Origin of the sequence: Micromonospora sp. WMMA1998, assembly GCF_027497375.1 — a bacterium.
Lineage (GTDB): Bacteria > Actinomycetota > Actinomycetes > Mycobacteriales > Micromonosporaceae > Micromonospora > Micromonospora sediminicola.
The window spans coordinates 1,456,792-1,482,790 of record NZ_CP114911.1; the positions used below are offsets into that span (position 1 = coordinate 1,456,792).

Consider the following 25,999-nt stretch of genomic DNA (forward strand, 5'->3'; position numbering starts at 1 on the left):
CAGGCTTCGGCGGTTACGACATGGCGCCGCCGGATGACAGACGGAAAGGTGAGGCAAGCCGGAGGCACCGCCGCCACCCGGCGCCACACCGTGGGTCAACCGAAGGGGACGGTCACGTGTTCACCCGTGTCGCCATCGTCAACCGTGGTGAGGCCGCCATGCGGCTCATCCACGCGGTCCGGGAACTGGCCGCGGAGACCGGCAGCCGGATCGAGACCGTCGCGCTGTACACCGACGTCGACCGTACCGCCACCTTCGTGCGTGAGGCGGACGTCGCCTACGACCTGGGGCCCGCCTCGGCCCGCCCGTACCTGGACCTGAAGGCGCTGGAGCGCGCGCTGGTGGAGACCCGCGCGGACGCCGCGTGGGTCGGTTGGGGCTTCGTGGCCGAGGACCCGGCCTTCGCCGAGCTGTGCGAGAAGGTCGGCGTCACCTTCGTCGGGCCGAGCCCGGACGCCATGCGCCGGCTCGGCGACAAGATCGGCGCGAAGCTGATCGCCGAGGAGGTCGGCGTGCCGGTCGCGCCGTGGAGCCGGGGCGCGGTGGAGAGCCTGGACGCGGCCGTGGCCGCGGCGGCCGAGATCGGCTACCCGCTGATGCTCAAGGCGACCGCGGGCGGCGGCGGGCGCGGCATCCGGGTGGTCCGCAGCGACGCCGAGCTGGCCGACGCGTACGAGCGCACCAGCCAGGAGGCGGCCCGCGCGTTCGGCAGTGGCGTGGTGTTCCTGGAGCGCCTGGTCACCGGCGCCCGGCACGTCGAGGTGCAGGTAATCGCCGACGGACAGGGCACCGCGTGGGCGCTCGGCGTGCGGGACTGCTCGGTGCAGCGGCGCAACCAGAAGGTGATCGAGGAGTCGGCGTCGCCGGTGCTGAGCCCGGAGCAGGCCGCCGAGCTGAAGGGGGCGGCGGAGCGGCTGGCGGTCAAGGTCGGCTACCGGGGCGCGGCGACCGTCGAGTTCCTCTACCACCCCGGCGACCGGATGTTCGCCTTCCTGGAGGTCAACACCCGGCTCCAGGTGGAGCACCCGATCACCGAGTCGACCACCGGCTTCGACCTGGTCAAGGCGCAGCTGCACGTGGCCGGCGGCGGGCGGCTCACCGGCACGCCGCCGCCGGAGCGCGGGCACGCCATCGAGGCCCGGCTCAACGCCGAGGACCCGGACCGCGACTTCGCCCCCTCCCCCGGCCGGATCACCCGGCTGGACCTGCCCGGCGGGCCGGGCATCCGGGTCGACACCGGGGTCAGCGAGGGCGACACCATCCCCGCCGACTTCGACTCCATGATCGCCAAGATCATCGCGTACGGCCGGGACCGGGACGAGGCGCTGGGCCGGCTGCGCCGGGCGATGGCCGACACCACGGTGGTGATCGAGGGCGGAGCGACCAACAAGAGCTTCGTGCTCGACCTGCTCGACCAGCCCGAGGTGATCGACGCCAGCGCCGACACCGGCTGGATCGACCGGGTCCGGAGCGAGGGCCGGTTGGTCGCGCACCGGCACTCCGCGGTGGCGCTGGCCGCCGCCGCGATCGAGGCGTACGAGGAGGACGAGCGCGCCGAGCGGCAGCGGCTGCTCTCCACCGCGGCCGGCGGGCGCCCGCAGGTGCAGCACCGCAGCGGCCGGCCGCTGGACCTGAAGCTGCGCGGCGTGACCTACCGGATGCGGGTGGCCCGGGTCGGCGCGCACCGGTTCCGGGTCGGCGTCGAGGCCGGCGCCGGCGTACGGACCGCCGACGTGGAGCTGGACCGCTTCGACCGGCATACCGGGCAGATCGCCGTCAACGGCGTCCGCTACCGGCTGCTCACCGGCACCCACGGCCCGGTCCATCTGGTCGAGGTGGACGGCGTGACGCACCGGGTCAGCCGGGACGAGGGCGGCGTGGTCCGCTCCCCCATGCCCGCGCTGGTCGTGGCCACCCCGCTGGAGATCGGCGCGGAGGTCGAGGCCGGGGCGCCGGTGCTGGTGCTCGAGGCGATGAAGATGGAGACGGTGCTGCGGGCGCCGTTCCGGGCCCGCCTGAAGGAGTCCGCCGTCGCGGTGGGCACCCAGGTCGAGGCCGGAGCGCCGCTGCTGCGCCTGGAACCGGTCGCCGAGGAGGGCGTCGAGGCCGCCGCCGGCCCGGCCGAACCGGCGGTCGAGCTGGACCTGCCCGCCGCGCCCGCCGACGTCCCGGCGCGCAGCCGGGCCGAGCGCGGCCAGGAGGACCTGCGCGGCCTGCTGCTCGGCTTCGACGTCGACCCGCACGACGAACGGCGGGTGCTCGACGAGTACCTGGACGCGCGGCGCGCGGCCACCGAGGCCGGGCACCGTCCGCTGGCCGAGGAGCTGGAGCTGGTCAACGTCTTCGCCGACCTGGCCGAGCTGAGCCGCAACCGGCCCAGCGGCGAGGACGGCCCGGGCGGTCACGTGCACAGCGCCCGCGAGTACTTCCACACCTACCTGCAGAGCCTCGACGTGGAGCGGGCCGGGTCGCCGGAGCCGTTCCGGGCCCGCCTGGCCAAGGCGCTCGGCCACTACGGCGTCACCGAGCTGGACCGCTCCCCGGCCCTCGAGGCCGCGGTGTTCCGGATCTTCCTGGCCCAGCAGCGGGCCACCGTCGACGCCGGCGTGATCGCCGCGCTGCTGCGCTCATGGCTGCGCGAGCCCCCGCCGGACGACGCGCTGCGCGAGCCCGCCGGCCTCGCGCTGGAGCGCCTGGTGGCGGCGACGCAGGTCCGCTTCCCGGTCGTCGCCGACCTGGCCCGGGGCGTGGTGTTCGCCTGGTTCGCGCAGCCGCTGCTGCGCCGCAACCGGGCCCGGGTCTACGCCCAGGTCCGTACGCACCTGCGGCACCTGGACACGCAACCGGACGCGCCGGACCGCACCGAGCGGATGGCCGAGATGGTGCGCAGCACCGAGCCGCTGGTGCGGCTGCTCGGCCAGCGGCTGGTCCGGGACAACCTGGACAACGCGACCATGCTGGAGGTGCTGACCCGCCGCTACTACGGCAACAAGGCGCTCACCGGCGTGACCACCCGTACGGCGGGGGGTTGCCTGTTCGTGGTGGCCGGACGCGCCGGGTCGAGCGTGGTCTCCGCCGCGGTGCGGTTCGACGCGCTCGGCGACGCGCTGCGCGGGCTCGCCGAGGTGGCCAGCGCGGAGGAGGCGGTCGACGCCGACGTCTACCTGGCCTGGGAGAACCAGCCGGAGGACCTGGACGCCACCGCCGCCGCGCTGCTCGACGTGATCAACGCCCACCCGCTGCCGGACCGGGTCCGCCGGCTGACCACCACGGTCGCCGGGCGCGGCGGCGCGGTGATGCACCACCACGTCACCTTCCGACCCACCGGCGACGGCATGGTGGAGGAGCGGCTGATCCGGGGCCTGCACCCGTACATCGCGCAGCGGATGCAGCTGGAGCGGCTGCACCGGTTCGACCTGACCCGGCTGCCGTCGCTGGACGAGGAGGTCTACCTCTTCCAGGCGGTCGCCCAGGAGAACCCGTCCGACCAGCGGCTGGTGGCGTTCGCGCAGGTGCGCGACCTGGCCGAGCTGCGCGACCAGGACGGCCGGCTGGTCGCGCTGCCCACCACCGAGGACGCGGTCGCGGCCTGCATCGACTCGATCCGCCGCGCGCAGTCCCGGCGGCCGTCGAAGGTGCGGTTCCGGACCAACCGGATCGTCATCTACGTGTGGCCGCCGAGCGAACTGACCCGCGAGGAGATGGAGCTGATCGCCGGGCGGATGCGCCCGACGACGGTCGGCGCCGACCTGGAGGAGATCCTGTTCATCGCGCGCCAGCGCGACCGCCGCACCGGCGAGCTGACCAAGGTCGGCGTGCGGATCACCTTCGACGTCACCGGTCGCGCCCAGCTCACCGTGGGCGAGCCGCCGACCGAGCCGGTCGAGCCGCTGGACGACTACCGGCTCAAGGTGCTGCGGGCGGCCAGCCGCAACACGGTCTACCCGTACGAGCTGACCGGCCTGCTCGGCGAGTTCACCGAGCACGACCTGGACGCCGACCACACGCTGGTGCCGGTGGACCGGCCGAAGGGGCGCAACGTCGCGGCGATCGTGGCCGGCGTGGTCACCACCCCGACGGCGCGGCACCCGCAGGGCGTCACCCGGGTGGTGCTGCTCGGCGACCCGACGAAGTCGCTCGGCGCGCTCTCCGAGCCGGAGTGCCGACGGGTGATCGCGGCGCTCGACCTGGCGCAGCGGATGGGCGTGCCGCTGGAGTGGTACGCGCTCTCCGCCGGCGCCCGGATCTCGATGACCTCGGGCACCGAGAACATGGACTGGGTGGCCGCGGCGCTGAAGCGGATCGTCGAGTTCACCCAGGCCGGCGGTGAGATCAACATCGTGGTGGCGGGCATCAACGTCGGCGCGCAGCCGTACTGGAACGCCGAGGCGACGATGCTCATGCACACCAAGGGTGTGCTGGTCATGACGCCGGACTCGGCGATGGTGCTGACCGGCAAGCAGTCGCTGGACTTCTCCGGCGGCGTCTCCGCCGAGGACAACTTCGGCATCGGCGGCTACGACCGGGTGATGGGTCCGAACGGGCAGGCGCAGTACTGGGCCCCGGACCTGCCGGCGGCGCGGGACGTGCTGATGGCGCACTACGACCACACGTACGTGGCGCCGGGCGAGGACGCGCCGCGCCGGGCCACCACCACCGACCCGGTGGACCGGGACGTGTCGGCGTTCCCGCACGCGGTGCCCGGCAGCGACTTCGCCACGGTCGGCGAGATCTTCTCCGCGACGGCGAACCCGGACCGGAAGAAGCCGTTCGACATCCGTACCGTGATGCGGGCCCTCGCCGACCAGGACCACCCGGTGCTGGAGCGGTGGGCCGGCATGGCCGACGCGGAGACCGCGGTGGTGCAGGACGTGCACCTGGGCGGCATCCCGGTGTGTCTGCTGGGCATCGAGTCCCGGTCGGTGCCCCGGCACGGCTTCCCGCCCACCGACGGTCCGGACACCTACACCGCGGGCACGCTGTTCCCCCGCTCGTCGAAGAAGGCCGCGCGGGCGATCAACGCGGCCAGCGGCAACCGGCCGCTGGTCGTGCTGGCGAACCTCTCCGGCTTCGACGGCTCGCCGGAGTCGATGCGCAAGCTGCAACTGGAGTACGGGGCCGAGATCGGCCGGGCGATCGTCAACTTCCGCGGCCCGATCGTCTTCGTCGTCATCTCCCGCTATCACGGCGGCGCGTTCGTGGTGTTCTCCAAGGCGCTGAACCCTGCCATGACGGTGCTGGCGATCGAGGGGTCGTTCGCCTCGGTGCTCGGCGGCGCGCCGGCCGCCGCCGTGGTGTTCGCCGGCGAGGTCGCCGCCCGCACCGCGGCCGACGCCCGGGTACGCGAACTGGAGGGCCGGGTGGCGGCAGCGTCCGGCACCGCACGCGCGACGCTGGCCGCGGAGCTGGACGAACTCCGCTCGTCGGTGCGGGCGGAGAAGCTGGGCGAGGTGGCCGCCGAGTTCGACCGGGTGCACAGCATCCAGCGGGCGGTCGAGGTCGGGTCGGTGGACGCGGTCATCCGCGCCGCCGAGCTGCGTCCGCGCGTCATCGAGGCGATCGAGTCGCACCTGCGCTGACACGTTCCCCTGTCGGACGGCGGGCGGGCCTTCGGGCCCGTCCGCCGTTTCGCGTGCGCCGATGCTTGACGGGGCACCGACCACGTGATGTGCTCAGTCGGTAACGGAAACCGTGTTCGTTAGCGATCCGGAGGACACATGTCGCTCACCGTTCCGCCCGACCTGCTGCACGCCGCCGAGACCGGACCCGTGGACGAGGAGGAGTTCGTGGCCTGCGTCCGCGACTCCCTGCCGTACGCCTGGGAGACGGTCAGCCGGGTGGTGGCCGATCTGGAAACGTCGGACGCCGACTTCGCCGACAACGTCGTGCCGCCGCCCACCGAGGCCGAGCGCGGGCAGTTGCTGCGCGCGCTGGCCAGCGACGCGATCCGCGCCGGACTGGAGCGGCACTTCGGGGTCGGGCTGGCGTTCCAGAACTGCCACCGGGTGGCCGCGTTCCGGCTGGCCGCCGTCGGTTCGGAGACGCACCGCCGGTTCACCTCCAGCCGGGGCCAACTGCTGAACCAGTCCCCGACGTTGCGCAACTGCTGACCGACGCGACGGCGGGGGCGGGCCGCGGCCCGCCCCCGCCGTCGACGGGTCGGGGGCTCAGCCCGCGCAGCGGTCGCAGGTGCCGAAGATCTCCAGCGTGTGCCCGACGTCGGTGAAGCCGTGCTCGCTGGCGACCTGGTCGGCCCACCGTTCGACGGCCGGGCCGGCTACCTCCACGGCCCGGCCGCACTGACGACAGACCAGGTGGTGGTGATGGCGGCTCTGGCTGCACCGCCGGTAGAGATGCTCACCCCCGGGCAGCCGGGCGGAGTCGATCTCGCCGTTGTCCACCAGCATCTGCAGCGTCCGGTAGACGGTGGTCAGGCCGACCTTCGCCTGGCGCTGCACGAGCATCTGGTGCAGCTGCTGCGCGCTGTGGAAGCCCTCCAGCTCGCGCAGCAGGGCCAGCACCTCGGCGCGCTGCCGGGTGTTCCGGGGCGCCCCGGTCGTCGCCTGGGTCACCGTGCGCCGCCTCCCCTCGTGCGGGCGCCCTCCGGCACCCGGTCGCGCCCGCGGCCCGCCGACCACGTGACATCCGGAACCATTATGCCTCGCGCATATGTGCCTCTCACGCCCCCGCCCGGGCCGGCACGAACCGGACAGGGCTCCGGCGCGGGCGGACGCCGCCGCGCCACCACCCGGCCGGGACCGGGTGGTCGGCTCCACCGAGGTGCTCTGCGCCTGCTCGTCCTGGTCGGTGTGCCGCACCGGCAGGTGGGCTCGCTCGTCTCCGACCCCCGTTCGCGGACCTGGCTGACCGTCTTCGTCTCGGTGCTGGTGCAGGCGATGCCGTTCCTGGTCTTCGGGGTGGTGCCGTCCGCGGTCATCGCGGTCTTCGTACCTCGCTCCTTCTGGGCCCGCGCCCTGCCCCGGCACCCGACGCTGGCGGTCCCGGTCGCCGGCGCCGCCGGGGTGGTGCTGCCCGGCGGCTGACCCTCCTGGAGTACGGCTACCGCGCCGTCTACGACGACGGCCGCACCCTGCGGGGCCGGCAGCTCCAGCTCACCGGCTTCCGCGCTGCCCGCCGACACGTGGATCCGCGCCACCGGCCGGTGGATCCCGCACACGGCGAAGGACCCGGTCAACGACGCAGACGTGCCCTCCTTCCGGGTGGACACGTGGGAGCGGATCGCGGCGCCGGCCGAGCCGTACGAGTGACCGGCCGGCGCGCTCGCCCCGAACGGGACGCCGCGCCGACCGGTCCCCCATCAGACGACGGACGCTCGGGGGCCCTGTGTCACGCCCGGTGACACCGGATCACCAGGAGGCCTTGCGGATCCCGGGCAGCTCGCCGCGCAGAGCCAGTTCGCGGAACCGGACCCGGGACAGCCCGAACCGGGTCAGCACGCCGCGCGGTCGACCGTCGATCTGGTCCCGGGATCGCAGCCGGACCGGGCTGGAGTCGCGGGGCAGCCGGGCGAGCCGGCGGACGGCCTCGTCGCGGGCCGCCGGGTCGGTGTCCGGGTGCCTGATCGCCCGCTTCAGCCCGGCGCGGCGCTCCGCGTACCGGTCGACGAGCCCGACCCGGCGGGCCTGGCGGTTGCCGAGGCTGCGGCGCGCCATCAGCGGGCCTCGCGGAACTCGACGTGCCGGCGCACCACCGGGTCGTACTTGCGCAGGACGAGGCGGTCCGGGTCGGTGCGGCGGTTCTTGCGGGTCACGTACGTGTAGCCGGTGCCGGCGGTGCTGCGCAGCCGCACGATCGGACGTACGTCGGTCTGTCGGGCCATCAGAGCTTCACCCCTCGGGCGCGCAGCTCCGCGACGACCGCCTCGACGCCCCTGCGGTCGACCGTCCGCAGCGCCTTGGCGGTGAGGGTCAACCGGACCCACCGTGCCTCCGACGGCAGCCAGTAGCGGTGGTTCTGGAGGTTGGGGTTCCACCGGCGCCGGGTGCGCCGGTGCGAGTGCGACACGGCGTTGCCGAAGCTGGGCTTCGCGCCGGTCAGGTCACATCGCCTGGACAACTGATCTCTCCTCATGGGGTGGGGATTCGACACGGACGTCACTCACCTTATAATGACAATGGTTTTCATTTGGAGGAAGGGGTTCCCATGTCGACGTCACCGCTCGCACCGTCCGACGTGACCACCGCCAGGGCGGACGCCCGTCCGTCGTTGACCGTGCTCAGCGGCTTCTGGACGTCCGCGACGTACGCCGCGGCCCGGGCGCTCCTCGCGGCGGACCCGTCCCTGCTGCTGGTCCGGCACGACCTGGCCGACCTGCGCGCGGGCACCGTGCACCGGGTGGTCCGGGACGTCGGAGGCGTGCTGGAGGACGAACGGATCGCGCTGGCGCACGGGTGCGTGTCCTGCACCCTGCGTGAGGACGTGCTACCCACCCTGGCCCGTCTGGCCCGCGCCCACCCCCGGCGGGACCTGCTGCTGATGCTGCCCGAGGTGGTCGAGCCGGAGGCGGTCGCCGCCGTCTGCGCGCACTGCCTCGTCGACGGGCAGCCGATCACCGACCTGCTCACCGTCGACTCCTACGTGACCGTGGTCGACGCCGAACACCTGCTCGACGGGCTGGCCCGCACCGACGACCTCAGAAGCCTCGGCATCGCCGCCGCGGACAACGACGACCGGGCCCTGGCCGACGTGCTCGTCCGACAGATCGAGTACGCCGACACCCTGGTGCTGTGGGGACACTCCCGCGACGGCGTCCACGACACCGATCGGCTGGCCGTGCTGCTCGACCGGATGGCGCCCTGGGCGACGCGGATCCGGGTCGACGACGACACCGTCGACGCGAACCTGCTCACCCGGCAGCTGCGCGGCACCCTGCGCCACCGTCCCGAGACCCCGGCCGTGCTGACCCGCGGGTTGGAGGGCCACGTCCTCGGCGTGCACGAGCCGCACCCGGACTGCGGGATCGTCTCGGTGGTCTTCCGCGCCCGCCGCCCCTTCCACCCCCGCCGGTTGCACGACGTCCTGGAGGAGGTCAACGCCGAGGTGGTCCGCTCCCGCGGACATGTCTGGCTGGCCAGCCAGCCGGACACCGTGGTGGCGTGGAACTTCGCCGGCGGCGGTCTCGCCCTCGGCGGTCTCGGCCGGTGGCTCACCGCGCTGCCCGATCCGTACTGGGACGGGGTGTCCGACCACCGGCGGCTCACCGCCGCGCTGGACTGGGACCCGTACTACGGCGACCGGCACCAGCACCTGGTCCTCATCGGTGTCGACCTCGACCCGGCCCACCTGCACCGCACGCTCGCCGGATGCCTGCTCACCGACGCCGAACTCGCCGACGGCGAGGACGGCTGGCGACGGTACGACGACCCGTTCGCCGGCTGCTTCCCGCTTGCCGCCCTCGACCGCACCGATACCGACACCGAAGGAGAGACCGCATGAAGCCCGACATCCACCCCGAGTACCGGCCCGTCGTCTTCCGCGACCGCGCCGCCGACTTCGCCTTCCTCACCCGGTCCACCGCCACCGGCGACCAGACGGTCGAGTGGACCGACGGCAACACCTACCCGGTGATCGACGTGCAGATCTCCTCGGCCAGCCACCCCTTCTGGACCGGCCGGCAACGCCTCCTCGACACGGCGGGGCGGGTGGAGAAGTTCCGCGCCCGGTACGCCGACCACGCGTCGCGGCAGACGCGCTGACCCGGACGTGGCGACCGGGCCGCCCGCGCCGGCCCGGTCGCCACGGGGAACCACGTCCGGCACCCCGGCGCTCGGCGTGACGGATCGCACCGCCCGGAACTATCCGCCCCCTCGACCCGACCAACCGGACGAACACCGATCTTCGAGGGGACAACGTCATGCCCAGCACCACCAGCGGCCGGCTCCTGCGCCCGGCGGCCCTGATCGCCGCCGCCCTCCTGGCCACGTCCGTCGCCGCCTGCGGGTCCTCCGACGACCCGACGACCGCCGCGCCGTCGGCGTCGACGACGGCCTCGGCCTCCGCCGGCACGACGGCCGGCGTGCTCGGCATCCGCGACCCGTGGGTCAAGGCCGCCGACAAGGGCATGACCGCCGCCTTCGGCACCCTCGTCAACGACGGCGACGCCGACGTGACGATCACCGGCGCCAGCACCGAGGTCTCCCCGATGGAACTGCACGAGATGACCATGAAGGACGGGAAGATGGTCATGCAGGCCAAGCCGGGCGGCATCGTGATCAAGGCACGCTCCAGCGCCACGCTGGAGCCCGGCGGCGACCACCTGATGTTGATGAACCTCAAGCAGCCGGTGAAGGCCGGCGACGAACTCAGCTTCACCCTCACCTTCGCCGACGGTCGTACCCAGACCTTCACCGCCGTGGCGAAGCCGTTCACCGGCGCCCAGGAGTCCTACGCCCCCGGCCACGGCGAATCCCCGATGCCGGAGATGAGCATGAGCCCGGCCTCATGACCGAGGGTTCCGCCAAGGGCCGTCCGGTGAGCAGGCGTGGCCTGCTCACCGGCGGCGCCGTCGCCGTCGGGGGCGCGCTGGCCGGTGGCGCCGCGATCGCCGCCACCCGTCCCGACGCCCCGGGGGTACGCCCCGGCGACCCGGTTCCGGCGGCGCAGGTGGGCAGCGCGGTGGAGCCGTTCCACGGCGCCCGGCAGTCCGGCGTGACCACCGAGCCGCAGGCACACGCCGCGTTCGTCGCGTTCACCCTGAAACCCGGCGTCGACCGGGCCGCGCTCGGGCGGATGCTGCGCCTGCTCTCCGACGACGCCGCCCGGCTCACCCAGGGCCGCCCGTCGCTGGCCGACACCGAGCCGGAACTCGGTCTGCTGCCCGCCCGGCTGACCGTAACGTTCGGCTTCGGCCCCGGCCTCTACGCCGCCGCCGGGCGCGCCGACCGCCGGCCGCCGTCGGTCGCCGACCTGCCCGCGTTCCGCATCGACCGGCTGCAACCCCGCTGGTCCGGCGGGGATCTGCTGCTGCAGATCTGCGCCGACGACCCGCTCACCGTCGCCCACGCCCAGCGCGTCCTGGTCAAGGACAGCCGGCCCTTCGCCGCCGTGCGCTGGGTGCAGCAGGGCTTCCGGCGGGCCGCCGGGGCCGAACCGGGACGCACCCAGCGCAACCTGTTCGGCCAGCTCGACGGCACCGCCAACCCGAAGCCGGGCGCCCCGGCCGACACCGCCGTGTGGGTGACCGACGGACCGGACTGGCTGCGCGACTCCTCCACGCTCGTCGTCCGGCGGATCAGCATGAACCTGGAGACCTGGGACCTGCTCGGCCGCACCGACCGGGAGGTCGCCGTCGGGCGGCGCCTCGACACCGGCGCGCCGCTGACCGGCACCGCCGAGCACGACGAACCGGACTTCGCCGCACTCGGGCCGGACGGGCTCACCGTCATTCCCGACTTCTCCCACCTGACCCGGGCGCGGGTCACCGACGACCGGCAGAGGATCCTGCGCCGGCCCTACAACTACGACGGCGTGCCGACCGCCGAGGGGCACGCGGACAGCGGCCTGGTCTTCGCCGCGTACCAGGCCGACATCGCCCGGCAGTTCCTGCCCATCCAGCGCCGGCTCGCCGAACGGGACCTGCTCAACGAGTGGACCACCCCGATCGGCTCCGCCGTGTTCGCCGTCCCGCCCGGCTGCCCGGAGGGCGGCTGGATCGGCCAGCAGGTGCTCGGCTGACCACCACCAGGAAGGCTCCTCCCCCGATGCGTACCCGATCCGCCGCCGCGTTCCTCGCCGCCCTGCTCGCCGCCGCCGCGCTGCTGCTGGCGCCGGCCGCGCCGGCCGCGGCGCACAACACGCTCCAGGCGGCCACGCCGGCCCAGGACGCCCGGCTGACCGCCGCGCCGACAACGGTCACGCTGCGGTTCCTCCAGCAGCTCAACCCGGAGTTCACCACCATCGTGCTCAGTGACGCCGGCCAACGGAAGATCGCCACCGGCGCGCCCGCCGTCGACGGCGCCACCGGCACGGTCACCGTCGACGAACCGCTGGCCAACGGCACCTACACGGTCGCCTACCGGGTGGTCTCCGCCGACGGCCACCCGGTGCAGGGCTCGTACCGGTTCACCGTCGCCGACCCGGCGGCCACGGCCGTGCCGGCACCGGCAGCCGCCACGACCGGCGGCGACGCGGGTTCGACACCGACCGCCGCGGGTCCGGCGTCCGCCGCGGCCGGCGGTGACGACGGCCCGCCGGCCGTCCTGCTGGCCGCCGGCGTGGTCGTCGTCGTGGCCGTGGCCGGCGCGGCCCTGCTGCTGTTCCGACGCCGCCGCGCCTCCTGAACCACGACGCCGGTCGCCGGCGTCCCGTCCGAAGTCAGGTCCGCACCGTGCACCAGCCCACGCCGTCCCCGACACCCCGTTCCCTGCCCGACACCGGCCACCCGGAGCAGGCCGGGCCAGGCCGCCCGGAACAGCCCGGGCCAGGCCGCGCGGGGCGAGCCGGGCCGGCGGCCGGTGGCTGGCTCGTCGGGCTGGTGGCGGCCGGTGCGGCGGTGGCCGTGCTGCTGCTCGCGCTGCGCCTCGGTGGCGCGCTCGCCGCCGCAATCCCCGGCCTGCCCGATCCCGGCCCGGTCACCACCTGGGCGCTGCCGCCGGTGCGGCTGCTCGCCGACGGGCTCGCCACCCTCACCGTCGGCTTCGCGGTGACCGCCGCTTTCCTGCTGCCCGGCGACGGGACGAGCGTCTCCGCGCACGGCTGGCTGCTGCTGCGCCGCGCCGGCCTGGCGGCGGCCGGCTGGGCCGTGACGAGCCTGGCGCTGCTGGTGCTGACCGTCTCCGACCTGCTCGGCGTGCCCCTGGACCGGCTCGGTGCGGCGAGCGTGGTCAGTTTCGGCGTCGACATCGCGCAGGGCCGGTCGTTGCTGGCACAGGCGGGGCTGGCCGCGGTGGTGGCGGTGGCGGCCCGGGTCGGCGTGTCCCGGGGCACGGCGGCGCTCGCGTCGGCGGTCGCGCTGGTGGGGTTGCTGCCGCCGGCGCTCACCGGGCACGCGGCCGGGGCGGGCAACCACCAGATCGCCGTGTCGAGCCTCGCCCTGCACGTGCTCGCCGCGGCGTTGTGGGCCGGCGGCCTGGCCGCGCTGCTGAGCATCCGGCGCAGCCGGCACCTGCCCGGGGCCGCCGCGCGGTACAGCCGGCTCGCGCTGGCCTGCTTCGTCGCCGTCGCGGTCAGCGGCCTGGCCAACGCCGCGGTACGCCTCGGCGCGGTGGACCAGTTGTGGCAGTCCCGGTACGGGTGGCTGGTGCTGGGCAAACTCGCCGCGCTGGTGGTGCTGGGGCTGGTCGGCGCGGCGCATCGCACGCGTACCCTGCCGGGCCTTCGCGCCGGGCGGCGCGGCGCGTTCGCGCGGCTGGCCGCCGGGGAGCTGGTGGTCTTCGCCGCCACGGTCGGCCTGGCCGTGGCGCTGTCGCGCAGCCCGACGCCGGTCGCCGTGCCGGTCGACGCCGACCCGGTGACCGAGGTGCTGGGCTTCGGCATGCCGTCCGCGCCCACGGCGGCGCACCTGCTCGGGCAGCCGCTGCCCGACCTGTTCTTCCTCACCGTGACGGTGGTCGGCATCGCCGCCTACCTGGCCGGGGTCCGCCGGTTGCGCCGGGCCGGACACCACTGGCCGGCGGCTCGCACCGCGAGCTGGGTCGGCGGCCTGCTGGTGCTGGCCGCCGCCACCGGCCTCGGTTTCGCCCGCTACGCGTACGTGCTGTTCAGCGCCCACATGGCCCAGCACATGGTGCTGTCCATGCTGGTGCCGATCCTGCTGGTCGGCGGCGCCCCGGTCACGCTGGCGCTGCGGGCGCTGCGCCGCCCGTCCGAACCGCAGGTGCGGGGCGCCCGGGAGTGGCTGCTGCGGGCCCTGCACAGCCGCCTCACCCGGCTGCTCACCCATCCGGTGGTGGCGCTCGGCATCTACACCGCCAGTCTCTTCGGCCTCTACTTCAGCGACCTGCTCGGCACGCTGATGCGCTCCCACCTCGGGCACCTGGCCATGCTGGGGCACTTCGTGGTCTCCGGCTACCTGCTGTTCTGGGTGCTCATCGGCATCGACCCGGGCCGACCCCGGGTGCCCCACCCGATCCTGGTGCTCATCCACCTGGCCGCGATGATGGCGCACGGCTTCTTCGGACTCGCGCTCATGCAGACCACCACCGTCATCGCACCGGACTGGTACCTCGGCGTCCATCCCGAATGGGCGTCGTCGCTGCTCGACGACCAGAAACTGGGCGCCGGCATCGCCTGGGCGTTCGGCGAGATCCCGGCCGCCGTGGTCATGGTCCTGCTGGTCCGGCAGTGGATCCGGGCCGACGAGCGCGAACAGCGCCGCATCGACCGGGCCGCGGACCGGGCCGAGGCCACCGGCGAGGACGACGAGCTGGCCCGCTACAACGCGTTCCTGGCCGCCACCGCGCGCGAAACCGACCGGACCTGATCGGAACATCGGCGGGAACTTCCGCGCGGTCCGGCCCGACCATTCATCCGGGAGACGGCAACCGCGCACACCGGCACGGCTCGACGGGCACGGGCCGGCCCGTTCCCCAATTCCTGTTTCCCGATCGGAGTTGCCCTGATGTCTGTGACCGAACTGCCCGGCGACCGCGCGCCGGACTCCCCCGCCACACCGCCGGACGTCGCCCGACCTGCCCGCCGGCCCGCGCCGCTGACGGCCCTGCTGACCCGCCTGCACTTCTACGCCGGCGTCCTGGTCGCGCCGTTCCTGCTGGTCGCCGCGCTCACCGGGCTCGCGTACACGATCACGCCGCAGCTCGACGCCGCGCTCTACGGCGACAAGCTCACCGTCACCGCGGTCGGCGGGCAGCCGCGACCGCTCGCCGACCAGATCGCCGCCGCCCGCGCCGCGCACCCGGACGGCACGCTCACCGCGGTGCAGCCCGGCGCCGGTGACCGGACCACCCGCGTGGTGTTCGCGCGCGAGGATCTCGGCGACCGGCAGCACACCGTCTACGTCGACCCGTACACCGCCGAGGTGGCCGGACAGCTCACCACCTGGTTCGGGTCGACACCGGCCACCACCTGGCTGGACGACCTGCATCGCAACCTGCACCTGGGCGACGTCGGGCGGCACTACTCCGAGATCGCGGCGAGCTGGCTGTGGGTGCTGGCGCTGGGCGGCGTGGTGCTGTGGTGGCGCCGGCGCGCCGCCGGCCGGGCCCGCGCTCGGCACCTGCTCGTGCCCGACCTGTCCGCCGGCCGGGGCGTACGCCGCACCCGGGGCTGGCACGCCACCACCGGCGTCTGGCTCACCGTGGGTCTGCTCTTCCTCGCCGCCACCGGGCTGACCTGGTCCCGCTACGCGGGGGCGAACTTCGGCGCCGGGCTGGACGCGTTGCGCGCCGGCACCCCGGAGATCTCGACCACGCTCGACGGCGTGCCGCCCGCCACCGGCGGTGGGGAGCACCAGCACGGGGGAACGGCCACCGCTCCGGCGGCCGACCCGGCCACGTACGACCGGGTGCTGGGCGCCGCCCGCGCCGCCGGCCTGTCCGGCCCGGTCGAGATCGCACCGGCGGCGCAGGACGGTGCCGCCTGGACGGTCGCGCAGACCGACGACACCTGGCCGGTCGCGTACGACCGGGTGGCCGTCGACCCGGCCGGCGGCACGGTGACCGCGCGCAGCGACTTCACCGACTGGCCGCTGCTGGCGAAGCTCAGCAAGCTCGGTATCCAGGCCCACATGGGCCGTCTCCTCGGGCCGGTCAACCAGGTCCTGCTCGCCGCGCTCGCGCTCGGCCTGCTCTGCGTCGTCGTCTGGGGCTACCGGATGTGGTGGCAGCGCCGGCCCACCCGCGCCGACCGCCGGGCGCCGCTGGGCGCACCGCCGGCCCGGGGCGCGTGGCGCGGCACGCCGTGGTGGGCGCTGCTGGTCGGCGTGCCGGTGGTGGCGGCGCTCGGCTGGGCGCTGCCCTGGTTCGGCGGCACGCTGCTCGGTTTCCTGGTGGTCGACGCCCTGGCCGGGCTGCTCGGGCGCCGGCGGCGGAGCGTCCCGGTGTCACCCGCCCCGGCCGGCAGCTGACCGCCGTCCCGCCCGGCGACCCTCCACACCGGGCCGCCGGGCGGGCCCGGCGGCCCCGGACTGCGCTGGGTTACGCTGCCGGCAGCGCTGGTTCACCCGGTCGGCCACGGCCGGGTGTCGCAAGAGGGAACCCGGTGGAAGTCCGGGACTGCCCCGCAGCGGTGAGTGGGAACGACCGCCGTCATCAGCACTGGGCCCTCCGGCCCGGGAAGCGACGGCCAGTAGGCGACCTCGTGTCGTGCCCGCGAGTCCGAAGACCTGCCCGCGCCGCGCGCACCGACCGGTGCGCGCTGCCGTCGACCTCGCGGGTGGGTCGGGCGGGTGACACGCGGACGCGCACCGTCCGCGTGCCCTCGACGATGTGCCCCGCCCGGTCGGCGGTCCGCTTCGCGAGGACGGAACCACACGTGCCCGACACCAGCACGCTCACCGGCCGACCACCGTCGGCCTCGCACCTGACCCTGTCGCAGATCATGGACCAGCACCACACCAACCTGATGGGTACGGTGCACGGCGGTCGGATCCTCAACCTGATCGACTCGGTGGCCGGGGTGGTCGCCGCCCGCCACTCCGACGGACCGGCCGTCACCGCCGCCATCGACGAGACGGCCTTCCTGCGGGCGGTGCGCGTCGGCGACGTGGTCCACGTCGACGCGCGCATCACCTGGGCCGGGCGCAGCTCGATGGAGGTGGCGGTGAAGGTCAGCGCCGACCGCTGGGACCGGGCGGTGCCGCCGGTGGACGTGGCCACCGCGCACCTGGTGATGGTGGCCGTGGACGACCACGGCCACCCCCGCGCCGTGCCGCCGCTGCGCCCCGAGACCGACGGCGACCGGCGTCGCTACCGCGAGGCGCACATCCGCCGGGAGCACCGGCTGACGCTGCGGCGGGCGCTGCTCGACGGCGGGGGCGAGGCGTGACGGCCGGACTGCCGCCGGCCGTAGTGGCGGGCTACCTCGCGGCGATCGTGCTACTCATGCTCACCCCGGGACCGGACATGATGTTCGTGCTCGCCAACGCCGCCCGGTACGGCGCCCGGGCCGGCGCGGTGGCCGCGCTCGGCGTCGCCGCCGGCGAGGCGGTGCACGTCGCCGCAGTGGTGGCCGGGCTCGCCACCGTGGTCGCCGCGTCGCCGGTGCTGTTCACCGCGATCCGGTGGGCCGGCGCGGCGTACCTGGTCGTGCTCGGCGTGCGGGCGCTGCGCGGCGCCGGACGGCCCGGCGCGTCGGCGGACCGGGCCGACGGGCGGGCCGGCCGGGCGTTCCTGCGCGGTCTGCTGACCAACCTGCTCAACCCGAAGATGATCCTGTTCAGCGTGGCGTTCCTGCCGCAGTTCGTCCGGCCCGACGAGGGACCAGTGGCGGCGCAGCTGGTGCTGCTCGGCGTGCTCTTCGTCGCAGTGCAGCTCACCGTCGACCTGGCCCTGGGGCTGGGCGCCGGCCGGATCGCCGGCCGGTGGGGCGACAGCCGCTGGTCGCGGCGGCTCGACCGGATCTGTGCCGTGGCGTTCGTCGCGCTGGGGATCCGGCTGGCGGCCGGTTGACGTCCGGGGTGGCCGGTGGGCGCGGCGGCGCTCACCGGCCGGGCGTGGCGCCCAGCCCGTCGTCGACCCGCAACGCCGCCGCGGCCGGACCCGCCGGCACGTCGCCCGGCCGCTCCCGGTCGAGGTGCAGGCGCAGCAGCATCCAGCCCAATGACACGCCGCCGATGAACAGGTAGGCGGCCTGGGTGCCGAAGGTGTCCCAGCAGGTGTGCAGCGTGACGGCCGCGGCGAAGGTCAGCAGGAACGCCGCCAGCCGGCGCCCGCCCGGCGCGGCCGCGAGGGCGAACAGCGCGCCGGCGGTCAGGCCGGTCCAGGACAGGTGCGCGGCGGGCGCGGTCAGGCCCCGGATCAGCAGCGTCTGCTCGACCGTGCCGAGGTTGCCCTGCGACCCCACCAGCGCGGTGAACGCGTAGCCCATCGTCTCCAGCGCGGCGAAGCCGGCGCCGGAGGCCACGCCGATCACCAGGCCCTCGCCCGGCGACCGGTGTCGGCGCCACAGCAGCAGGATCGCCACCGGCACGATCAGCTTGGCCGTCTCCTCGATCAGGCCGACGAACACCATCGGCAGCACGCCGAGGCGGTGCAGGGTGTCGTACTCCAGCCAGCCGGCCGCGACGACACCGACCACCCCGCCGACGAACGCGGCGAGGCCGACGACCGAACCGGGGACCCGCCACCGGCCGGTGCGGCCCTGCGCGAAGGTCAGGAACGTGGCCGGCGCGATGGAGGCGCCGAGCAGGATCAGCGCGGGCACGAAGTTGATGTTCCGGGTGCCGGCCAGTGTCTCCAGCACCAGCAGGAACAGCCCGACACCGACCAGCAGGACCGCGACCCACGCCCAGCGGCGCCCCAGATTCGCCATGCGCCGAGTATCGCCGTCGACACCGACACCCGCCAGGGCGGGGGACCCGTCGACGCCACCGTGGACGCTGAGACGTTGCCGACACGCGGACGCGACATGTGGTGTTGCCTACGGACCACCACCGCCATATATGGTGTTCACCGCAGCTGGTTCACCCGGTCGGCCACGGCCGGGTGTCGCAAGAGGGAACCCGGTGGAAGTCCGGGACTGCCCCGCAGCGGTGAGTGGGAACGACCGCCGTCATCAGCACTGGGCCCTCCGGCCCGGGAAGCGACGGCCAGTAGGCGACCCCGTGTCGTGCCCGCGAGTCCGAAGACCTGCCAGCGCGCCGTGCGCTGCCGCGCGCGGCGGTCGGAGGTCGCGCGGGACGACCGACGCCAGCAGCCGGGCCGGCCCTGCGCCGTGCCCGTTGGCGTCCTCCCGCCGTCCGAGGCCATCGGTGACAGCGAGGAGAGGTCATGACGGTCGTGCAGGAGAGTCCACCGTCCGAGGTGGGCGGACCGGAGCAGCGCCGGCCCGTGATGCGGGTCCGCAAGCGCGACGGCGACGCCGAGCCGGTCGACGTCAACAAGATCGTCAAGGCGGTCGAGCGGTGGGTCGCCGACCTGGACGAGGTGGACCCGCTGCGGGTGGCCACGAAGACGATCAGCGGGTTGTACGACGGCGCCACCACCGCCGAGCTGGACCGGCTGTCCATCCAGACCGCCGCGGAGCTGATCGGCGAGGAGCCGCAGTACTCCCGGCTGGCGGCCCGGCTGCTCGCCGCGTTCGTGGACAAGGAGGTGCGCGGGCAGCAGGTGGCGAGCTTCAGCCAGTCGATCGCGTACGGGCACGGGCTGGGGCTGATCGGCGACGGGACCGCCGCGTTCGTCGCGCGCCACGCCCGCAAGCTGGACGACGCCGTGGACCCGGCCGGTGACCTGCGGTTCGAGTACTTCGGACTGCGCACGGTGGCGGACCGCTACCTGCTGCGGCACCCGCAGACCCGGCTCGTGGTGGAGACGCCCCAGTACTGGCTGCTGCGGGTGGCCTGCGGCCTGTCCCACACCCCCGACGAGGCGATCGGCTTCTACCGGCTGATGTCCAGCCTGGCCTACCTGCCCAGCTCCCCCACGCTGTTCAACTCCGGCACCCGGCACACCCAGATGTCCTCGTGCTTCCTCGTCGACTCCCCCCGCGACGAGCTGGACTCGATCTACGAGCGCTACCACCAGGTGGCGAAGCTGTCGAAGTTCTCCGGCGGCATCGGGATCTCCTGGTCCCGGGTACGCGGCCGGGGCGCGCTGATCCGGGGCACCAACGGCCGCTCCAACGGCATCGTGCCGTTCCTCAAGACGCTCGACGCCGGAGTGGCCGCGGTCAACCAGGGCGGCCGGCGCAAGGGCGCGGCCTGCGTCTACCTCGAGCCGTGGCACCCGGACGTGGAGGAGTTCCTGGAGCTGCGGGACAACACCGGCGAGGAGTCCCGCCGCACCCACAACCTCAACCTGGCCAACTGGGTCCCGGACGAGTTCATGCGCCGGGTCGAGGCCGACGGCGAGTGGTCGCTGATCGACCCGTCCGACGCGCCGGAGCTGCCCGACCGGTACGGCGAGGCGTTCGACGCCGCGTACCGGGCGGCCGAGAAGAAGGCGGTCCGCACCGTCCGGGCCCGGGACCTGTACGGGCGGATGATGCGTACGCTCGCGCAGACCGGCAACGGGTGGATGACGTTCAAGGACGCCGCGAACCGGCTGTCCAACCAGACCGGCGAGCCGGGGAACGTCGTGCACCTGTCCAACCTGTGCACCGAGATCCTGGAGGTCAACGACGACGCCGAGACCGCCGTGTGCAACCTCGGCTCGGTCAACCTCGGCGCGCACGTCACCGCCGCCGGCGTGGACTGGGAGAAACTGCGCGCCACGGTGCGCACCGCGGTGGTGTTCCTCGATCGGGTGATCGACATCAACTACTACCCGGCCGCGCAGGCGGCGGCGTCGAACCCGCGCTGGCGGCCGGTCGGGCTCGGCCTGATGGGGTTGCAGGACGCGTTCTTCACGCTGCGCCTGCCGTTCGACTCGGCCGAGGCGAAGGAGCTGTCCACCCGGGTGCAGGAGGAGATCTTCCTGACCGCGCTGGAGACCTCCGCCGGGCTGGCCGAACGGTTCGGCCCGCACCCGGCGTACGACCGGACCCGGGCGGCGAAGGGTGACCTGCACCCGGACCTGTGGGGCGCGGAGCCGACCCAGGTCGGACGCTGGGCCGCGCTGCGGACCCGGATCGCCGCGCACGGCCTGCGCAACTCGCTGCTGGTGGCGATCGCGCCGACCGCCACCATCGCGTCGATCGCCGGCTGCTACGAGTGCATCGAGCCGCAGGTGTCCAACCTGTTCAAGCGGGAGACCATGTCCGGCGAGTTCCTCCAGGTCAACACGTACCTGGTGCGGGAGTTGAAGGCGCGTGGGCTGTGGACGCCGCAGATCCGGGACCGGATCAAGCGCGCGGAGGGCTCGGTGCAGGACGTCACCGAGCTGCCGGCCGAGGTGCGGGAGCTGTTCCGCACCGCGTGGGAGCTGCCGCAGCGGGCGCTGATCGACCTGGCCGCGGCCCGGGCTCCCTGGATCGACCAGTCCCAGTCGCTGAACCTGTTCCTGAGCGCGCCGACCATCGGCAAGCTCTCCTCGATGTACCTGTACGCCTGGAAGGCCGGGTTGAAGACGACCTACTACCTGCGGTCCCGTCCCGCCACCCGGATCCAGCAGGCCACCGTCGCGGTGACCCCGGCGATCGCACCGCTCGTCGTGGCCGACGACGAGGCGCTGGCCTGCTCCCTGGAGAACCCCGAGAGCTGCGAGGCCTGCCAGTGACCACCACCGAGACCCGACCCATGCTGCTCGACCCCGGCATGGACCTGACCCTGCGCCCGATGCGCTACCCGCACTTCTTCGACCGGTTCAAGGACGCCATCCGCAACACCTGGACGGTCGAGGAGGTGGACCTGCACGCCGACCTCGCCGACCTGGCGTCGCTGTCCCCGGCCGAACGGCACCTGGTGTCGCGGCTGGTGGCCTTCTTCGCCACCGGCGACACCATCGTCGCCAACAACCTGGTGCTCAACCTCTACCAGCACGTGAACTCCCCCGAGGGCCGGCTCTACCTGTCCCGGCAGCTGTTCGAGGAGGCGGTGCACGTCCAGTTCTACCTGAACCTGCTGGACACGTACGTGCCGGACGAGACGGAGCGGTTCGCCGCGTTCGCGGCGGTGGAGAACATCCCGTCGATCGCCCGCAAGGCCGAGTTCTGCTTCCGGTGGATCGACTCGGTCTTCGAGCTGCGGGAGCTACGGACACGGGCGGACCGACGGGCGTTCCTGCTCAACCTGATCTGCTTCGCCGCCTGCATCGAGGGGCTGTTCTTCTACGGCGCGTTCGCCTACGTCTACTTCCTGCGGTCGAGGGGCCTGCTCAACGGGCTGGCTTCCGGCACCAACTGGGTGTTCCGGGACGAGTCCATGCACATGGCGTTCGCCTTCGACGTGGTGGACACCGTGCGCGCCGAGGAGCCGGACCTGTTCGACGAGGAGATGGTCCGGCAGGTCCGGGCGATGCTCGCCGAGGCGGTGGAGTGCGAGGCGCAGTTCGCCGAGGACCTGCTGGAGCAGGGCGTGTCCGGCATGTCGCCGGCCGACATGCGCGAGTACCTCCAGCACGTGGCCGATCGGCGGTTGGCCACCCTCGGCATCGCGCCGATGTACGGCAGCCGCAACCCGTTCGCGTTCATGGAGCTCCAGGACGTGCAGGAGCTGTCGAACTTCTTCGAGCGGCGGGTGTCGGCGTACCAGGTCGGTGTCACCGGCAGCGTCACCTTCGACGACGACTTCTGAAGCGGCGGATCCGCCCCGGCCGGCGCGGCCGGGGCGGGTTCGCAGTCCGTCCGACGACACCCCGGGTACGCGCATGCGCGTATCGCCCGGCCCTCCCCCGATCCGCGACGTTGTCTGCGCCGAGCCCAGGGCGGGCGTCGGCGGACGAGGGGGGAACGCGCGTGAAACGGATACGTCAACGGCTGCGGCCGTTCCTGGCGGCGGCGCTGGCCATGGTGGTCGGCGCCGCCGTCACCACCGCGCTGCCGGCCGCGCCGGCCGCGGCGAGCTACGGCTCGACGGTGACGGTGACCGTCGACGAGATGCACACCACCGAGTGCCTGGACCGGGTCTGGCTGGTCGTCTGCGACACCCCGGAACTCTTCGGCGTCGCGATCGTCACCCAGGACGACGGCCAGCAGCTGCGGTGCGAGATGGCGCTGCCGGCGGCCGGCGGGACGGACATCGTCACCCCGAGCACGGTCTGCGCGGGGCGCTCGGTGACCGGCAACTTCCGGGTCAACTTCGAGCTGTGGGAGGACGACTCCACCGAGGGCGGCAGCCGGGACCAGGCCGACCTCAACGCCGGTACGGCCAAGGACTGGGCGACGACGAACCTGCTCGGCGGCCGGCCCGGCACGTCCCGGTGGACGACCAGCGGCGGACCCTCCCGGGCGGTCTTCACCGTGTCGGTGTCACCGCGGCCCACCGCCATCGCCATCTCGTCGCCGCCGCCCGGCGGCACGCCCCGCGAGTTCGATCCGCGACTGGGCGAGATCCTGACCGTGAGCGGCACCCTGTCGGTGCCCTCCGCGCTGCGGTTCACCGTCACCGCGCAGGCGACCGGGGCGTCGTTCGTGCTGTTCGAGGCGCCGTTCTACGGCGGCGTCTTCAACGTCACCTGGGACGGTCGATGGTCCGACGGGTCGTACGCGGCGGTCGGCGGGTACACGATCACCGTCGCCGACCCGGTCGACGGCGCGTCGGCGCGCACCACCCAGGCGCGGGTGATCCAGCGGGTCGGCCTGGCCTTCACCGGCATGACCAGCCAGCCGGCCACCAATTGGCAGTACCGCAGCGGCCCGATCGTGGTCGGCGCGGTCGCCTCGGCGGCCGGGACGTTCCGGATGCGGGTGCTGCGCGGCGCCACCGAGGTGTACCGCACCGCCGACCAGCGCCGGGCCGCCGGCCCGCTCTCGTTCTCCTGGACCGGCCGGCACGCCGACGGCTCCTGGGCCACCCCCGGCAGCTACGCGTTCACGTTGGAGGGCACCGCCGACGACGGCCGGCCGTTCCCGGCCGCCTCGCGGGTCCTGCCGGTCAGCGACCCGCCGCCCGGCCTGGAGGTGTACGCGCTGGCCGAGCCGGGCGTACCGGCGGTCAACCCGCAGGCCGTGCCGGGCACGTCGATCCGGGCCAAGGTGGTCGCCGCCGACCACAGCGCGCGACCGGCGGCCCGGATCACCGTCGAGATGAGCCCGGCCGGCTGGATCGGGCGTCCGGTCACCCTGGCGCCCCGGGTGGTGAAGACCTGCGTGCAGACCACCGAGTGCCAGGCGGTGATCCCGTCGGACATCCTCGCCGGGGCGGCGGTCGCGTACCGCGTCACCGCCAGCGAGGCGGACGGGGTGCCGGACATGCGCACCGCGACGGCGGACTGGCGGATCACCGACCTGAACCCGCCGGATCCGTCGGAGGGCCCCGAGGTCACCCTGGTGCCGCTGTGGCGGGCCAGCGTGCCGGCGGTGGTGGGCTCGGACGGGCGGGTGAACACCCGGCCGCTCAACCAGAGCATCGACGTGGCGTACGCGCCGGGCACCGGCTACGACACGTCCACGCTGGACGGCGCGCGACAGTTCGGCAACGCCGTCGACGACAACGCGTGGCAGCTGCTGGGGATCCGCTCGCGGGTGTTCCCCAGCTCGATCGGCACGCACTGGTCCCAGGTGGGCATCTGGGTGCAGAACGTGCCGGTCGAGGTGACGGTCAGCCCGGACGGCGACGCGCTGTGCCGGCGCGGGCCGTTCAGCCCGGTCAGCTTCGCCGAGACCAACGGCGTGCTGCACACCGTCAACTGCCGGGACAACGCCTCCGGCACGGTGTTCAGCGCCGACTCGCCGACCGTCGGCTGGCACGAGCTGCACCACAGCGCCTACCACGAGGGCGACGAGTACTGCTGCGACGGCGGCTACTCCTACGGCGACGGGCGCAACACCTACCCGTCGCTGTCGGCCTGCCAGCGGGGCGGTTCGGACGCGCGCACCTGCAACGAGATCACCGACGGGGTGAGCCCGACCGGCTGGTGGCGCAGCGACGGGCCGATGGCCGACGTCATGATCGACAACTCGGTCGAGCGGGCCGACGACATCCGGGCCGCCGAGGCGACCTTCGCACGATGCGGGAGAGGGCAATGCTGAACCGACGGATCCGGATCCTCCTCGCGGCGGCGCTCACGGTGCCGTTCCTGGGCGCCGCCGCGGTGGCCACCCGGGCCGGGACCACCGCGGCCGGCGCGGCGCCGGTCGTGCCGGCGCCGACCGTCGACCCGGCGAACCCGACCACCGGCACGCACCTGCGGCTCGGGCTGCGCGTGTCGGCACGCGCCGCCACGCCGAACCTGCTGGAGATCGACAGCGGGTTCGCCTCGTCGCTGCGCGGCACCGGCGGGCCGTTCCAGCTCGTGGTCCGGGACTCCGGCGGGGCCGTGCTGGACACCCTGTGGCTGGACGACCCGCTGGCCACGCGGGTCTACGGCAGCAAGGAGAAGGCCCACGACACCCCCCGGGCCAAGGAGGCGGACGTGGTGGTGGACCTGCCGGTCACCGACACCGCGTTCGTGGTGGACGTGGTGCTGGCCGATCGGCGGATCGGTCAGGTCGAGGTGGCCTCGCTGATCCAGGCCTGCCGGAACGCGCCGCTGCCCTGCGCCACCATCTAGGCGCGCGGGCCGGGCACCTCCAGGATGCCGAGCGCCACCGCCCGCATGACGGTGGCGACCGGCCCGGAGGTGCCCAGCTTGCGGTGCACGTTCTCCAGGTGCTTGCGCACGGTGCCGGCGGCCAGGCCGAGACGGCGCGCGGTGGCCGGCACGGTCAGGCCGTCGGCGATGCCGCGCAGCACCTCCACCTCCCGCCCGGTCAGGCCGGCGCCGCCGGGCGGCACCGGCCCGCCGGGCAGCCGCACGCACCGGTGCACGGCGATCAACGCCGGCTGCAACCGGGCGAGCAGGTCCATCTCGCGCGCGTCGAATACCCGGTCCCGGTTGAACTGGTACCAGCTCAACACCGGCGTCGGGCCGACCACCAGGGCGACCGTGTGCGCCCCGATGCCCCGCGGCGCCAGCACCTCGCGGTAGAGCGCGTGCCGCCGCCACTGCCGCTCCGACAGCACGTCGCTGACCTGGAGCGGCGCCGCCGGGTACGGGTGCGACCGGCGTACGGTCGGGGCGAACAGCGGATGGTCGGTGAGCTGGTGGTGCATCCGCCGCACCAGCGTCCGGTCGACCGGCCGGTCCGCGGCGAGGTCGGGCAGGCGCAGCGTGGCCAGGTCCAGTTCCGCGTAGGTGGACAGCTCGCTGTGCAGGCGGTGGGCCACGGCGGCGAGCACGGTGTCGACGAGCGCGCGCCCGCGCAGCGCGCCGATCCCGGTCGCCACCTCGCGGACCCACGCCCGGTCCGCTGCGGTGCTGGAAAGCGTCACGAGCGGACCATA

General features: G+C 74.1%; 22 protein-coding genes and 2 riboswitches. Of the genes, 16 read left to right on the forward strand and 6 right to left on the reverse strand.

The annotated features are described in order from the left end of the window. The first annotated feature begins 116 nt into the window (after positions 1 to 116). Together O7600_RS06310 and O7600_RS06315 are read left to right on the forward strand one after the other, a co-directional pair. Complete coding sequence (locus tag O7600_RS06310) at positions 117 to 5,579, forward strand: carboxyl transferase domain-containing protein (protein WP_281592738.1); 5,463 nt, start codon at positions 117 to 119, stop codon at positions 5,577 to 5,579. A 138-nt stretch (positions 5,580 to 5,717) separates the two neighbouring features. Beyond that, positions 5,718 to 6,110, forward strand: a complete 393-nt coding sequence (locus O7600_RS06315) for an SCO5389 family protein (RefSeq protein WP_281592739.1) — start codon at positions 5,718 to 5,720, stop codon at positions 6,108 to 6,110. 57 nt (positions 6,111 to 6,167) lie between these two features. On the opposite strand, the gene O7600_RS06320 is transcribed toward O7600_RS06315, so the two are convergent. Further along, positions 6,168 to 6,572, reverse strand: a complete 405-nt coding sequence (locus O7600_RS06320; protein WP_281592740.1) for a transcriptional repressor — start codon at positions 6,570 to 6,572, stop codon at positions 6,168 to 6,170. A gap of 237 nt (positions 6,573 to 6,809) precedes the next feature. Between O7600_RS06320 and O7600_RS30100 the strand changes: the two genes are divergently transcribed. Beyond that, positions 6,810 to 7,043, forward strand: a complete 234-nt coding sequence (locus O7600_RS30100; RefSeq protein ID WP_348651367.1) for a permease — start codon at positions 6,810 to 6,812, stop codon at positions 7,041 to 7,043. 324 nt (positions 7,044 to 7,367) lie between these two features. On the opposite strand, the gene rpsN is transcribed toward O7600_RS30100, so the two are convergent. Genes rpsN through rpmB form a run of 3 tightly spaced genes read right to left on the reverse strand, consistent with a single transcriptional unit; the run spans position 7,368 to position 8,076 of the window. Further along, positions 7,368 to 7,673, reverse strand: a complete 306-nt coding sequence (rpsN, locus tag O7600_RS06330; RefSeq protein WP_281592741.1) for a 30S ribosomal protein S14 — start codon at positions 7,671 to 7,673, stop codon at positions 7,368 to 7,370. Beyond that, the gene (gene rpmG / locus O7600_RS06335; protein WP_281592742.1) at positions 7,673 to 7,840 is read right to left on the reverse strand and encodes a 50S ribosomal protein L33; all 168 of its coding nucleotides are present in this window, start codon (positions 7,838 to 7,840) and stop codon (positions 7,673 to 7,675) included. The genes rpsN and rpmG overlap by 1 nt, the downstream gene beginning before the upstream one ends. Then, positions 7,840 to 8,076 (reverse strand): 50S ribosomal protein L28, encoded by a 237-nt coding sequence (rpmB, locus tag O7600_RS06340; protein WP_281592743.1) that lies wholly within the window; start codon positions 8,074 to 8,076, stop codon positions 7,840 to 7,842. The genes rpmG and rpmB overlap by 1 nt, the downstream gene beginning before the upstream one ends. A gap of 87 nt (positions 8,077 to 8,163) precedes the next feature. On the opposite strand from rpmB, the gene O7600_RS06345 reads away from it, so the two are divergent. The 9 genes from O7600_RS06345 (at position 8,164) to O7600_RS06385 (ending at position 17,585) form a co-directional block, all read left to right on the forward strand. After that, positions 8,164 to 9,456, forward strand: coding sequence for a GTP-binding protein (locus O7600_RS06345; RefSeq protein ID WP_281592744.1), 1,293 nt, complete (start codon positions 8,164 to 8,166; stop codon positions 9,454 to 9,456). Further along, positions 9,453 to 9,716: a type B 50S ribosomal protein L31 gene (locus O7600_RS06350; RefSeq protein ID WP_281592745.1), complete on the forward strand. Its 264-nt coding sequence runs from the start codon at positions 9,453 to 9,455 to the stop codon at positions 9,714 to 9,716. Before O7600_RS06345 ends, O7600_RS06350 begins: the two co-directional genes overlap by 4 nt. A 158-nt stretch (positions 9,717 to 9,874) precedes the next feature. Continuing rightward, entirely contained in the window at positions 9,875 to 10,465 is a 591-nt protein-coding gene (locus O7600_RS06355) for a copper chaperone PCu(A)C (RefSeq protein WP_281592746.1), read from the forward strand. After that, positions 10,462 to 11,694 (forward strand): Dyp-type peroxidase, encoded by a 1,233-nt coding sequence (locus tag O7600_RS06360; protein WP_281592747.1) that lies wholly within the window; start codon positions 10,462 to 10,464, stop codon positions 11,692 to 11,694. Before O7600_RS06355 ends, O7600_RS06360 begins: the two co-directional genes overlap by 4 nt. A 26-nt stretch (positions 11,695 to 11,720) precedes the next feature. Then, entirely contained in the window at positions 11,721 to 12,299 is a 579-nt protein-coding gene (locus tag O7600_RS06365; RefSeq protein ID WP_281592748.1) for a copper resistance CopC family protein, read from the forward strand. 194 nt (positions 12,300 to 12,493) lie between these two features. Beyond that, positions 12,494 to 14,440: a cytochrome c oxidase assembly protein gene (locus tag O7600_RS06370; protein WP_281592749.1), complete on the forward strand. Its 1,947-nt coding sequence runs from the start codon at positions 12,494 to 12,496 to the stop codon at positions 14,438 to 14,440. A 138-nt stretch (positions 14,441 to 14,578) separates the two neighbouring features. Further along, positions 14,579 to 16,042 carry a PepSY domain-containing protein gene (locus O7600_RS06375; RefSeq protein ID WP_281592750.1) on the forward strand — a complete coding sequence of 488 codons (1,464 nt, stop codon included), beginning with the start codon at positions 14,579 to 14,581 and terminating at the stop codon, positions 16,040 to 16,042. Between the two features lie 121 nt (positions 16,043 to 16,163). Continuing rightward, a riboswitch (cobalamin riboswitch) is annotated at positions 16,164 to 16,302 on the forward strand. Positions 16,303 to 16,449: 147 nt separating this feature from the next. Next, entirely contained in the window at positions 16,450 to 16,962 is a 513-nt protein-coding gene (locus O7600_RS06380; protein ID WP_281592751.1) for an acyl-CoA thioesterase, read from the forward strand. Next, positions 16,959 to 17,585 (forward strand): LysE family translocator, encoded by a 627-nt coding sequence (locus tag O7600_RS06385; protein WP_281592752.1) that lies wholly within the window; start codon positions 16,959 to 16,961, stop codon positions 17,583 to 17,585. Before O7600_RS06380 ends, O7600_RS06385 begins: the two co-directional genes overlap by 4 nt. Before the next feature lie 31 nt (positions 17,586 to 17,616). Here O7600_RS06385 and O7600_RS06390 read toward each other — a convergent pair whose 3' ends face one another. Next, positions 17,617 to 18,447, reverse strand: a complete 831-nt coding sequence (locus O7600_RS06390; RefSeq protein ID WP_281592753.1) for a PrsW family glutamic-type intramembrane protease — start codon at positions 18,445 to 18,447, stop codon at positions 17,617 to 17,619. Positions 18,448 to 18,577: 130 nt separating this feature from the next. Further along, positions 18,578 to 18,787, forward strand: a riboswitch (cobalamin riboswitch). Positions 18,788 to 18,905: 118 nt separating this feature from the next. Here O7600_RS06390 and O7600_RS06395 point away from each other — a divergent pair. The 4 genes from O7600_RS06395 to O7600_RS06410 all read left to right on the forward strand — a co-directional run bounded on the left by O7600_RS06395 (position 18,906) and on the right by O7600_RS06410 (position 25,226). After that, positions 18,906 to 21,293: a ribonucleoside-diphosphate reductase subunit alpha gene (locus O7600_RS06395; protein ID WP_281592754.1), complete on the forward strand. Its 2,388-nt coding sequence runs from the start codon at positions 18,906 to 18,908 to the stop codon at positions 21,291 to 21,293. Between the two features lie 20 nt (positions 21,294 to 21,313). Beyond that, positions 21,314 to 22,309 carry a ribonucleotide-diphosphate reductase subunit beta gene (locus O7600_RS06400; protein WP_281594081.1) on the forward strand — a complete coding sequence of 332 codons (996 nt, stop codon included), beginning with the start codon at positions 21,314 to 21,316 and terminating at the stop codon, positions 22,307 to 22,309. Positions 22,310 to 22,470: 161 nt separating this feature from the next. Further along, positions 22,471 to 24,705 carry a hypothetical protein gene (locus tag O7600_RS06405; RefSeq protein ID WP_281592755.1) on the forward strand — a complete coding sequence of 745 codons (2,235 nt, stop codon included), beginning with the start codon at positions 22,471 to 22,473 and terminating at the stop codon, positions 24,703 to 24,705. After that, positions 24,699 to 25,226: a hypothetical protein gene (locus O7600_RS06410; RefSeq protein WP_281592756.1), complete on the forward strand. Its 528-nt coding sequence runs from the start codon at positions 24,699 to 24,701 to the stop codon at positions 25,224 to 25,226. The genes O7600_RS06405 and O7600_RS06410 overlap by 7 nt, the downstream gene beginning before the upstream one ends. On the opposite strand, the gene O7600_RS06415 is transcribed toward O7600_RS06410, so the two are convergent. Further along, positions 25,223 to 25,987: a LuxR C-terminal-related transcriptional regulator gene (locus tag O7600_RS06415; protein WP_281592757.1), complete on the reverse strand. Its 765-nt coding sequence runs from the start codon at positions 25,985 to 25,987 to the stop codon at positions 25,223 to 25,225. The two genes, O7600_RS06410 and O7600_RS06415, sit on opposite strands and share 4 nt — an antisense overlap. Between the last annotated feature and the right edge of the window lie 12 nt (positions 25,988 to 25,999).

Excerpts from the sequence above, each read along its gene's own strand:
- O7600_RS06355 (WP_281592746.1), top strand. The coding sequence starts at position 9,875 with ATGCCCAGCACCACCAGCGGCCGGCTCCTGCGCCCGGCGGCCCTGATC.
- O7600_RS06410 (WP_281592756.1), top strand. The coding sequence starts at position 24,699 with ATGCTGAACCGACGGATCCGGATCCTCCTCGCGGCGGCGCTCACGGTG.
- O7600_RS06375 (WP_281592750.1), top strand. The coding sequence starts at position 14,579 with ATGTCTGTGACCGAACTGCCCGGCGACCGCGCGCCGGACTCCCCCGCC.
- O7600_RS06395 (WP_281592754.1), top strand. The coding sequence starts at position 18,906 with ATGACGGTCGTGCAGGAGAGTCCACCGTCCGAGGTGGGCGGACCGGAG.
- O7600_RS06345 (WP_281592744.1), top strand. The coding sequence starts at position 8,164 with ATGTCGACGTCACCGCTCGCACCGTCCGACGTGACCACCGCCAGGGCG.
- O7600_RS06315 (WP_281592739.1), top strand. The coding sequence starts at position 5,718 with ATGTCGCTCACCGTTCCGCCCGACCTGCTGCACGCCGCCGAGACCGGA.
- O7600_RS06390 (WP_281592753.1), bottom strand. The coding sequence starts at position 18,447 with ATGGCGAATCTGGGGCGCCGCTGGGCGTGGGTCGCGGTCCTGCTGGTC.
- rpsN (WP_281592741.1), bottom strand. The coding sequence starts at position 7,673 with ATGGCGCGCCGCAGCCTCGGCAACCGCCAGGCCCGCCGGGTCGGGCTC.
- O7600_RS06360 (WP_281592747.1), top strand. The coding sequence starts at position 10,462 with ATGACCGAGGGTTCCGCCAAGGGCCGTCCGGTGAGCAGGCGTGGCCTG.
- O7600_RS06350 (WP_281592745.1), top strand. The coding sequence starts at position 9,453 with ATGAAGCCCGACATCCACCCCGAGTACCGGCCCGTCGTCTTCCGCGAC.
- O7600_RS06400 (WP_281594081.1), top strand. The coding sequence starts at position 21,314 with ATGCTGCTCGACCCCGGCATGGACCTGACCCTGCGCCCGATGCGCTAC.
- rpmG (WP_281592742.1), bottom strand. The coding sequence starts at position 7,840 with ATGGCCCGACAGACCGACGTACGTCCGATCGTGCGGCTGCGCAGCACC.
- O7600_RS06365 (WP_281592748.1), top strand. The coding sequence starts at position 11,721 with ATGCGTACCCGATCCGCCGCCGCGTTCCTCGCCGCCCTGCTCGCCGCC.